The sequence below is a fragment of the Microvirga guangxiensis genome, assembly GCF_900102135.1.
GTDB lineage: Bacteria > Pseudomonadota > Alphaproteobacteria > Rhizobiales > Beijerinckiaceae > Microvirga > Microvirga guangxiensis.
In genome coordinates, this window is the sequence record NZ_FMVJ01000002.1 from 521,940 (window position 1) to 530,218 (window position 8,279).

5 protein-coding genes are annotated in these 8,279 nt (G+C 64.0%); 4 read left to right on the forward strand and 1 reads right to left on the reverse strand.

What is annotated here, in order from left to right; genetic code table 11:
• Positions 1 to 10: 10 nt before the first annotated feature.
• From BLP10_RS02500 to BLP10_RS02515, 4 genes are all read left to right on the forward strand, one after another.
• Complete coding sequence (locus BLP10_RS02500; protein ID WP_091129289.1) at positions 11 to 1,876, forward strand: ABC transporter ATP-binding protein; 1,866 nt, start codon at positions 11 to 13, stop codon at positions 1,874 to 1,876.
• 185 nt (positions 1,877 to 2,061) lie between these two features.
• Complete coding sequence (locus BLP10_RS02505; protein WP_244510355.1) at positions 2,062 to 3,951, forward strand: ABC transporter substrate-binding protein; 1,890 nt, start codon at positions 2,062 to 2,064, stop codon at positions 3,949 to 3,951.
• Complete coding sequence (locus BLP10_RS02510; RefSeq protein WP_091129292.1) at positions 3,948 to 4,967, forward strand: ABC transporter permease; 1,020 nt, start codon at positions 3,948 to 3,950, stop codon at positions 4,965 to 4,967. The genes BLP10_RS02505 and BLP10_RS02510 overlap by 4 nt, the downstream gene beginning before the upstream one ends.
• Positions 4,964 to 6,124 carry an ABC transporter permease gene (locus tag BLP10_RS02515; protein ID WP_091129295.1) on the forward strand — a complete coding sequence of 387 codons (1,161 nt, stop codon included), beginning with the start codon at positions 4,964 to 4,966 and terminating at the stop codon, positions 6,122 to 6,124. Before BLP10_RS02510 ends, BLP10_RS02515 begins: the two co-directional genes overlap by 4 nt.
• 50 nt (positions 6,125 to 6,174) lie before the next feature.
• Here BLP10_RS02515 and BLP10_RS02520 read toward each other — a convergent pair whose 3' ends face one another.
• Positions 6,175 to 7,659 carry a DEAD/DEAH box helicase gene (locus BLP10_RS02520; protein ID WP_091129299.1) on the reverse strand — a complete coding sequence of 495 codons (1,485 nt, stop codon included), beginning with the start codon at positions 7,657 to 7,659 and terminating at the stop codon, positions 6,175 to 6,177.
• Positions 7,660 to 8,279 lie beyond the last annotated feature (620 nt).

Consider the following 8,279-nt stretch of genomic DNA (forward strand, 5'->3'; position numbering starts at 1 on the left):
GGAGAAGCCTATGGAAGCGCCGCTCCTGTCGATCCGTCAGCTGACGGTCGATTTCCACACCGACACCGGAGATTTCCGGGCGGTGGATGGCCTGACCTTCGACATCCCGAAGGGCAGGACGGTGGCGCTCGTGGGTGAATCCGGTTCCGGCAAATCGGTGACGGCCCAGGCCATTCTTCAGATCCTGCCCAAGAAGGCGCGGATCGCCGGCGGCTCCGTCGTCTTCAACGATCCGGCCCTGCAGGCTCCCATCGACATTGCGGCCCTCAAGCCCGAGGGAGAGGCCATGCACCTGCTTCGTGGCGGGCGCATCGCCATGATCTTCCAGGAGCCGATGACCTCGCTCTCGCCGCTCCACACCATCGGCGACCAGATTTCGGAAGCGCTGCTGATCCACGCGGATGTGAGCAAGGCCAAGGCGCTGCAGCGCACCATGGAGGTGCTGGCGCGCGTCGGCTTTCCCGACCCGAAGCGGGCCCTGCGCACCTATCCCTTCGAGCTCTCGGGAGGATTGCGCCAACGCGCCATGATCGCCATGGCGTTGATCACGCGCCCCGCCCTGCTGATAGCGGACGAGCCGACCACCGCGCTCGACGTCACGACGCAGGCCCAGATTCTCGACCTCATCAAGGAGCTTCAGGCCGAGACCGGCATGTCGGTGCTGCTGATCACCCACGATCTCGGCGTAGTGGCGAACATCGCCGACGATGTGGTGGTGATGTATCGCGGCCGGGTCATGGAGAGAGGCTCGCGGGAGGACATCTTCCGCAGCGCCCAGCATCCCTATCTCAAGGCGCTCATGCGCGCCGTGCCGCGTTTCGCCATGGCGGAGCATGAACGCCTCACACCGATCCGCGAGGTCAGGAGCGCGACGCTGGAGAGTGCTCATGCGCCCGAAAGACCGCAGCCTCAAGGCTCGATCCTCAAGGCCGAAGGGCTGACGAAATGCTTCACCCTGCGCTCCGGCCGCTTCTTCGGCAAACCGAGGACGATCCACGCCGTCAACGAGGTCGATCTCACGCTGCCCGTCGGCAAGACGCTTGGCCTCGTCGGCGAATCCGGATGCGGCAAGACCACCGTGTCCAAGATGATCATGCGCGCGCTTCAGCCGGACGCGGGCCGGGTGCTGTTCGACGACGGCACGGGCCCGAAGGACGTCCACCAGCTCGAAGGCGATGCCCTGACCGCCTATCGCCGCTCCGTGCAGTTCATCTTCCAGGATCCGTTCTCGTCGCTCAACCCGCGCATGACGGTCTACGAGATCCTCACCGAGCCCCTGCGCATCCACAATATCGGCACGCCGGACGAGCGCTACGAGCGCGTGAAGCAGCTGCTCGACATGGTGGGCCTCGACCAGCGCTCTCTCCGCCGCTATCCGCATTCCTTCTCGGGAGGGCAGCGCCAGCGTCTCGGCATTGCCCGCGCGTTGGCTCTCGAACCCCGCGTGCTGTTGTGCGACGAGCCGGTTTCCGCCCTCGACGTTTCCGTGCAGGCGCAGGTTCTGAACCTGCTCAAGGATCTGCAATCGGCCCTCGGGCTCTCCTACCTCTTCGTATCGCACAATCTCGCCGTCGTGGACTACATCGCCGACACCATCGCGGTGATGTGCCGGGGCTACATCGTCGAGGAAGCGCCGAAATCCTCGCTCTTCCGCAATCCGGTTCATCCCTACACGCAGGCGCTTCTCGCCGCGGTGCCTGATCCGGACCTCGACCGCCCTCTCGACTTCGCGAAGCTGCGCGCCGACCGCTTCTCCAACCCCGCTCAATGGCCGGAGCCTTTCCGCATTCCCGACGGCGAGTTCGGCGTGATGCAGGAGATCGAGCCCGGCCACAAGGTTCGCATGGGGCGAGCAAGAACTCAGGAGGCAGCATAATGCTAAACTTACTGAGGAGCTGGTCACTAAAAGTCATGACGCAGATTCCCCTCCCCCTTGTGGGGAGGGCCAGGGCGGGGCTGTCGGCGTCACGTTCTGAGATCTTGGCGCTCACACCCCCACCTCCCACTCCTCCCCACAGGGGGGAGGAGAGTCGCTCGCGCTTTATAGGCCAGGCCCCGAGGTTGAAATTTCTTGTCGCCACATTTGTCGTGGGCCTGCTCCCCTTGCCGCTCTTCGCACAGACGATGCAGGAAACGCCATTCTTCAAGGACCAGGCGAAGACGCTCCCGCCTGTTGCAGAGCGCGTTCCATCGGCGCCGCTCGTGGTCGAGGCCGCAGGCCAGCCCGGCGGCGAGATCGTAACCCTCGTGCCGCGCGCTCGCGATATCCGCTACATCTCGACCTATTCCTATACGCGCCTCGTGGGCTACGACAGGCACCTGCAGCTGCAGCCTGACCTGCTGGAGAAGTTCGACGCGCAGAACGATCAGGTTTTCACCTTCACGCTGCGTGCCGGGCATCGCTGGTCGGACGGCACCCCGTTCACGGCCGAGGACTTCCGCTATTACTGGGAAGACATCGCGTTCAACAAGGAGCTCTCGCCCGCCGGTCCGCCCGAGTTCATGCTGGTGGACGGAAAGCCTCCGCGCTTTGAGGTGATCGACGAGCGCACGATCCGCTACAGCTGGGACAAACCCAATCCGCGCTTCCTGCCGCAACTCGCGGGAGCCCTCGATCCGGCGATCTACAGAGCTTCCGCATATCTCAAGCAGTTTCATGGAAAGTATGCGGACAAGAAGGCGCTCGAGGAAAAGGCCAAGCAGCAGAAGCTGAAATCCTGGGCCGCCCTTCACAACCGCATGGACGACATGAAGGAGCAGACGAATCCGGATCTGCCGACCCTCATGCCCTGGCGCGTGACGAACGCGGCGCCCGCCAATCGCTTCGTGTTCGAGCGAAATCCCTATTATCACCGCATCGACAAGCAGGGGCACCAGCTTCCTTATGTCGACCGCATCGTCATGGATGTCTCCGCCCCCGGCCTGTTCGCGGCGAAAGCCAATGCCGGCGAAACGGATCTTTTGTTCCGCGGCATTACCATGAGCGACATTCCGGTGCTCAAGGAAGGCGAGAAGATGCAGGGCTACGAGACTCTGATCTGGCCCTACGCCCGGGGGACGGAGCTCGCGCTCTATCCCAACCTCAACACCGTCGATCCGGTCTGGCGTCAGCTCAACCGCGATGTGCGCTTCCGCCGTGCCCTGTCGCTCGGCATCGACCGCAAGACCCTGAACAACGCCCTGCTCTTCGGTCTCGGCACGGAGGGCAACAACACGGTGGTGCCGGAAAGTCCCCTCTTCTCGGAAGAACTGCGCACGCACAACGCCCAATACGATCCGACTGAGGCGTCGCGCCTTCTCGACGAGATGGGCCTGACGAAGCGCAACGGCGCGGGCTTCCGCCTGCTGCCCGATGGGCGCGAGCTGGAAATCATCGTCGAGACGGACGGCGAGAGCAGCCTCGTGGTCGATGGCCTGACGTTGATCGGCGAGTTCTGGCGCGAGATCGGCGTGCGTCTTTTCGTGAAGCCGCAGGACCGCACCGTCCTGCGCAATCGCTCCTTCGCGGGGCTGACCGTGATGGTGGCCGCTCCCGGTTTCGACAACGCCATTCCCACCGCCATCATGCCGCCGACGGAATACGCCCCCATGCGCCAGGACAACTACACCTGGCCGAAATGGGGTCAGCACGTCGAGACGAAAGGCGCGAATGGCGAGGCGGTCGATCTGCCCGAGGCAAAGCGGTTGCTGGAATTGTACGAGACCTGGATGACGACGGCCGACGAGGCGGTGCAGGAGCAGGCCTGGCGGGAGATGCTGCGCAACCACGTGGAGAACCAATGGGTGATCGGCACGGTGGCAGGCGCCCTGCAGCCCATCGTCACCCGCAACGGCCTTCAGGGCCTGCCGGCGAAGGCGCTTTACTCCTGGGAGCCCACGGCCATGCTCGGCATCTACCGGGTCGATGAGATCTACTGGAACAAGGCTGCTGGCAAAGAGGCCCGTCGATGATCAGCTTCCTGTTGCGTCGCCTTGTGACCATGGCCGTCACGCTGTTCATCATCTCGGCCCTCGTCTTCTTCATCATCAAGCTGCCGCCGGGAGACTTCCTGTCGAACCTGATCCAGGAGCTGCGGGCGCAGGGAGACAACGCCGCCATTGCGAAGGCGGAGTTCCTGATCAAGCAATACGGCCTCGACCGTCCGGCCTGGGAGCAGTACCTGATCTGGATCGGTGCGATGCCCGGCCCCAACGGCTTTTCAGGCCTGCTGCAGGGCGACTGGGGCTGGTCGTTCGAATATGACAAGCCGGTGGTGGACGTCGTGGGCGATGCGCTGTGGCTCACGCTTCTGGTGAACCTCGCGGCGGTGGTCTTCATCCACGTGGTCGCGATCCCCATCGCGATCTATTCGGCGACGCGGCAATATTCGATCGGGGATTATATCGCGACCTTCATCGGCTATATCGGTCTCGCCACGCCGAGCTTCCTGCTCGCCCTCATCCTGCTCTATTACCTGAACCGCTGGTTCGGCGTTTCCATCGGCGGCCTCTACGATGCCAAATATGCGGGCGAGCCGTGGACCTGGGACAAGATCAGGTCTCTTCTGTCCCATCTCATCGTGCCCACAATCGTGATCGGCCTTGCGGGCACCGCCTCCATGATCCGGCGCATGCGCGCGAACCTGCTCGATGAGCTCGGCAAGCAGTATTACGTGACGGCGAAGGCCAAGGGACTCGGCCCCACGAAGGCGCTGCTGAAATATCCCTTCCGCATGTCGCTCAATCCCTTCATCGCCGATATCGGCAACCTGCTGCCGCATCTGGTCTCGGGCTCGGTGCTGGTGTCGCTCGTCCTGAGCCTTCCCACCGTCGGCCCCATTCTGCTCAGCGCGCTTAAGAACCAGGATCAGTTCCTCGCCGGATTCATCCTGATGTTCGTGGCGCTGCTCACCGTGGTCGGCATGCTGATCTCGGACATTCTGCTTGCCTGGATCGATCCGCGCATCCGCATGGGAGGCGCGCGATGAACACCCTGCTCCGCACACGTCACTACGTCGATCCCTCGCCCTTCGATCCGGGCACGACGGAGCCTATCGGCACGGAGAACGAAGATTTCTACCGCGCGTCGTCCTGGCAGCTCATATGGTGGAAGTTTCGCCGCCACAAGGTCGCCCTCGCCGCAGCCTTCGTCCTGCTCGCCTTCTACCTCATGGTGCCTTTCGTCGAGGTGATCGCGCCCTACAACCAGACCAAGCGCAACGGCGATTTCCTGTATGCGCCGCCGCAGGGCATCCACCTGATGCACGAGGGGCGCTTCGTCGGCCCGTTCGTCTATCCTTACAAATACAGCTTCGATATCGAGACGTTCCGGCGCGTTTACACGGTCGATACGTCCCAGCCCCAGCCGATCCGGTTTTTCTGCCGGGCCGATGCCTACGAGTTCTGGGGCGTCTGGAACACCAACGTCCATCTCGTCTGCCCGCCCGAGAACGGCACCATGTTCATTCTCGGAACCGACCGGCTCGGGCGCGACCTGTTCTCGCGCATCATCTACGGGGCGCGCATCTCGCTCACCATCGGCCTCATCGGCATCGCCGTATCGTTCACGCTCGGTCTCTTCTTCGGCGGATTGGCCGGCTATCTCGGCGGCTGGGTCGATCACGTGATCCAGCGCATGATCGAGATTCTGCGCTCTCTGCCGGAATTGCCGCTGTGGCTCGCGCTCTCAGCCGCGCTGCCTGCGAACTGGAGTCCGATCCTCGTCTTCTTCGGCATCACGATCATTCTCGGACTGCTCGACTGGCCCGGCCTCGCACGCGCAGTGCGCTCGAAGCTGTTGTCGCTGCGCGAAGAGGATTTCGTGAAGGCCGCCGAGCTGATGGGCGCTTCCAAGCAGCGCGTCATCGCGCGCCATCTCATCCCGAACTTCATGAGTCACCTGATCGCGTCCGCGACGCTCTCCATCCCGTCCATGATCCTCGGCGAAACCGCCCTCTCCTTCTTGGGGCTGGGCCTTCGTCCGCCGGTGACGAGCTGGGGCGTATTGCTCAACGAGGCGCAGAACCTCGCCGCCGTGCAGCTTCATCCGTGGCTGCTCTTCCCCATGGTGCCGGTGATCGTCGTGGTGCTCGCCTTCAACTTCATGGGCGACGGATTGCGCGACGCGGCGGATCCGTACCACTGAGGACATTCGGCAATAAAAAAGGCGCCTCGCGGCGCCTTTTCCATTTTCAATCAGCGACGGCGCGGGCTCTTTTCGAGCCAGGCCACCTGAGCGCCATCGCCGCGGCGTCCTTCGGAGCGCTGCGCGGGCTTGCCCTGCGCTGCGCGCTGAGGCTGCTGCGAACGCTGGCCTTGAGCTGGCTTGCCCTGCGCAGGACGCTGCTGCTGGCCTGCGGGATGACCGCCCTGCGGCTGTCCACCGGCGGGCTTGCCGCCACGACGGGGACGGCGCTTGGGACCCTTGTCGGCATTCGGATCGCTGCTGCGCGACTGGCCGTGACCCTGATGGCCGCGAGCATGCGGAGCCGGACGGCCGCGCTGATGTTCGCGACGCTCCCCACCCTCGGACGGAGCGGAAGCGGCAGGCAGGCCTTCCGGCAGCGGCATCACCGGCACCTTCAGACGCGTCAGCTTCTCGATGTCCTTCAGGTACGCCTTTTCCTCGTCGTTGCAGAACGAGATGGCGAGACCCGTCGCGCCGGCGCGGGCCGTGCGGCCGATGCGGTGGACGTAAGATTCAGGCACATTCGGCAGGTCGTAGTTGATGACGTGCGTCACGCCTTCCACGTCGATGCCGCGCGCGGCGATGTCGGTGGCGACGAGCACGCGGCACGAACCGTCACGGAAACCGGCGAGCGCGCGCTCGCGCTGCGGCTGCGACTTGTTGCCGTGAATGGCGGCACCCGAGATGCCAGCCTTGTCGAGGCCGCGCACCACCTTGTCCGCGCCGTGCTTGGTGCGGGTGAAGACGAGCACGCGGTCGATCGCCGGGTCGCGCAGGAGCGTCTCGAGCAGAACCTGCTTGCGGTTCGTCTGCACGAAGATGACGCTCTGCTCCACGCGCTCGGCAGTGGTGGCGACGGGCGTCACCGCCACATGGGCGGGATCGCGCAGGAACGAGTCCGCGAGAGTCGAGATCGTCTTCGGCATGGTGGCCGAGAAGAACAGGCTCTGGCGGTCCTTCGGCAGCAGCGTCACGATGCGCTTGAGCGCATGGATGAAGCCGAGATCGAGCATCTGGTCGGCCTCGTCGAGGACGAGGATCTCGATGTCGCGGAGGAAGAGCGACTTGCGGTCCACGAGGTCGATGAGACGGCCGGGCGTTGCGACGAGCACGTCGACGCCTTGGGCCAGCGCCTTCTCCTGGCGGGAGATGGTGACGCCGCCGAACACCACTTCCGTGGTGAGGCGCAGGTTGCGGCCATAGGCCTTGAAGCTGTCGGCGATCTGGCCGGACAGCTCGCGGGTCGGGCTGAGCACGAGCACACGCGGGCTCTTGGGCTTGCGCGGCTTCGGGTTTGCGTTGAGGCGGTGCAGGATCGGCAGCGCGAAGGCCGCGGTCTTGCCGGTACCCGTCTGCGCAATGCCGCACACGTCGCGGCCTTCCATGGCATAGGGGATGGTCTGGGCCTGGATCGGCGTGGGCTTCTCATAGCCCTCAGCGGACAAGGCCTTCAGGATCGGCTGGGCCAATCCGAAATCGGTAAAGAGTGTCAAAGTCAATCTTTCGAACGGATGCGGTGAGCCGCAAAGCTGGTTCGGCTTGTTGTTAAGCTAAGGCGCTTCAGGGCTCTCAAGGCGACAACCCGCGTGATGGGGCCGTCGTATGGGTCAAGCGATTGAAGAAGGGGACCGGGCTTTCGCTGTGGTGCGAATTTCCGTCACGCAGTCCCGCTCAAGCGGCTCGTGGTTCGAGCGCTGACGCCGTGCGGTTCATATGAGGGTTGGACGGGGGAAAGTCAATGCGAGGTGGACGGGGTCGGGAACGCGAGGATGGAGGAGAGACATTCCAGGATTGCGCAACCGAACCCGGCCTCGGTGGATGAGATTACGGGAGATCATGCGTCATCCTAGGGCTGCGGAGCGGAGGCTAAATCAGCAAGACGAGAATGACGCATGTTCCCTCCCCCTTGCGGGGAGGGGTAGGGGTGGGGGTGGGGGTCGTAAAGTCGGAGCGCTGCATCTGCTCCAGTGAACACGACAGCCCTACAGCAGATCCCCTCTCCCGGGTGGGAGAGGGGCAGGGGTGAGGGAGTGCCCTCGCCGGACAAGGCTCAGTTCTAACCGCTCGGGAGAATTGGAACTGCGCTTCACTGGTTTGAGGTCTCACCCGGTCG

Coding starts and splice junctions, on each gene's coding strand:
- BLP10_RS02510 (WP_091129292.1), top strand. CDS start 3,948: ATGATCAGCTTCCTGTTGCGTCGCCTTGTGACCATGGCCGTCACGCTG.
- BLP10_RS02515 (WP_091129295.1), top strand. CDS start 4,964: ATGAACACCCTGCTCCGCACACGTCACTACGTCGATCCCTCGCCCTTC.
- BLP10_RS02500 (WP_091129289.1), top strand. CDS start 11: ATGGAAGCGCCGCTCCTGTCGATCCGTCAGCTGACGGTCGATTTCCAC.